At 40.0% G+C, this 2,417-nt stretch carries 1 protein-coding gene; it reads left to right on the top strand.

Annotated features, from left to right (window positions below; all coding sequences use genetic code 11):
- Positions 1 to 99 precede the first annotated feature (99 nt).
- Positions 100 to 2,376, top strand: a complete 2,277-nt coding sequence (locus H5072_RS17015) for a TonB-dependent receptor (protein ID WP_182694213.1) — start codon at positions 100 to 102, stop codon at positions 2,374 to 2,376.
- Positions 2,377 to 2,417: the final 41 nt, after the last annotated feature.

Genomic DNA, 2,417 nt, shown 5'->3' with positions numbered 1-2,417 from the left:
TATAGCAAGTCGCGAAAAATTGTACGAGCCCGCAATGAATACATTGCGCAACACAAAAAACCGTTGAACAAGAGTGCATACTAAAGGTTAATACCCGACATGAAATCATTAAAGAAATCTGCAATAGCGACAATTATTAACGCTGCACTACTATCTGCTGCTGGCACATCTATTTCAGCATTCGCCGCTGAAGAAGAAACGGCTAAAAAAAGCAATCAACTAGAAGTTATTCAAGTTACCGCCCGTAAACGCGTAGAAAATGCACAAGAAGTACCTGTAGCTGTATCTGCATTACAAGGTGATAACCTTGATGCATATAGCTCTGCAGGTATGGATATTCGCTTTTTAAATGCGAAAATTCCAAGTTTATCTATTGAGTCTTCATTTGGTCGTTCATTCCCACGCTTTTACGTTCGTGGTTTAGGTAATACCGATTTCGATTTGAATGCATCACAACCAGTATCACTTGTTGTTGATGAAGTAGTTCAAGAAAATGCAATTTTAAAAGGTTTCCCAGTATTTGATGTTGAACGCGTAGAAGTATTACGTGGTCCTCAAGGAACGCTATTTGGCCGTAACACGCCAGCTGGCCTTGTTAAGTTTGATACTGTTAAACCAAGCCAAGAATTTGATGGTTATGGCTCTGTTTCATACGGTAGCCGTGGTGCTGTAGATACAAGTGGTGCTGTAGGTGGTGCTTTAACTGACCGTTTATCTGCTCGTGTTTCATTATTATGGCAAGACAAAGACGATTACATTGATAACCAAGCTCCAGGCTTTGAAGCTAAAGATGAGCAAGGTGGTTACACTGAAAAAGCGGCACGCGTTCAGTTTTTATATGAAGGCGATGATTTTACTGCTTTATTAAACTATCACACACGTGACTTAGATGGCTCACCAATTGCCTTTCGTGCAAATGTAATTAAAGCGGGTACTAATGAGCTAGTAGATAACTACGAAAATGATGTTGTTTATCAAGATGCGGCATCTCGCTCTACTCAACAAGTAGAATCTGAAGGTGCAAGCTTAAAGCTTGAGTGGGAACTTAAAAACCACACAATCACTTCAATTTCTGCATGGGAAAGCGCTGAAATATATTCTCGCGCTGACATCGATGGTGGTTACGGCGGTTTTGACGCTGCACCAGAAAGCGGTCCTGAAATTATTTTCTTTTCTTCAGAAAGTGCTGATGGCATTCCAGAACACGACCAATTAACGCAAGAGCTACGTTTATCGAGTAACTTTGATGGTGACTTAAATTATCAAGTAGGTGTATTTTACTTTGATGAAGAGCTAACTATTGAAAACTTTAGTTATGACACTGAGAAAGGCGGTGTTTTAAATGGTTATGTTCGCCAGCAACAAGATACAACAGCTTGGGCTGTATTTGGTTCTGTAGATTATACTTTTTCAGATGATTTAAAAGTAACTGCAGGCCTTCGCTACTCTGACGATGATAAAGATTTTGTAGCAGACCGTACAATTAGCCCGATCGGCGGTGGTGCTTTACTTGTAGAACGTGATGTTAGTGACAACCATGTTAGCTGGGATTTATCTGCAAACTACAAAGTAAACGATGATGTTAACTGGTACGGCCGTGTAGCAAACAGCTTCCGAGCACCTAGTTTACAAGGTCGTATTTTATTTGGTGATGATGTAACTACTGCTGAGTCAGAAAAGGTAACATCGTACGAGACAGGTATTAAATCAGACGTGCTAGACGGCCAAGGTCGTGTAAATGCAACTGTGTTTTATTATACGATGGACGACCAACAGCTTACTGCTGTAGGCGGTGGTGCTAACTTTAACCGTTTAGTTAATGCTGATAAAACAACTGGCTATGGTTTTGAGTTAGACTCGCAGTGGGTATTAAGCGATGAGTTTAATGCAACGTTTAACTTAAGCTACAATAAAACAGAAATTAAAGATAACGATTTAGCTGTGGCTGTTTGTGCACAATGTACGGTAACAGACCCGACTTTCCAAGTAGCAGGTGCGTTTGGTCCTGAAGATCGTGCAATACTTGATGGTAATAGCTTACCGCATGCTCCTGAGTGGATCTCTAACTTTACGCTTCGCTACACTAAAGAACTTGCCGATGGTAACTTCTTCGCAAGCGGTGATATTTCTTATCGCAGTAAAATCAATATGTTCCTTTACGAATCAGTAGAGTTTGAAGGTAAAGAGCTTATTGAAACAGGTCTTCGTACAGGTTACACATGGTCTGAAGGCGATTACGAATACGAAGTTGCTGCGTTTGTTCGTAACTTATTTGACGAGCAACAAGTTATTGGTGCTGTAGATTTCAATAACAATACAGGTATTGTTAACGAAGAGCGTTATGTTGGTGCTGAATTTAAAGTTAACTTCTTCTAGAGATAACCTTAAATTATATTAATTTTTAAAAGCCTGCCTTG

Origin of the sequence: Pseudoalteromonas sp. SR45-5 (assembly GCF_014163565.1) — a bacterium.
Classification (GTDB): Bacteria; Pseudomonadota; Gammaproteobacteria; order Enterobacterales; family Alteromonadaceae; genus Pseudoalteromonas; species Pseudoalteromonas distincta.
This window is presented reverse-complemented; position numbering and strand designations above follow the sequence as displayed.

Excerpts from the sequence above, each read along its gene's own strand:
- H5072_RS17015 (WP_182694213.1), top strand. The coding sequence starts at position 100 with ATGAAATCATTAAAGAAATCTGCAATAGCGACAATTATTAACGCTGCA.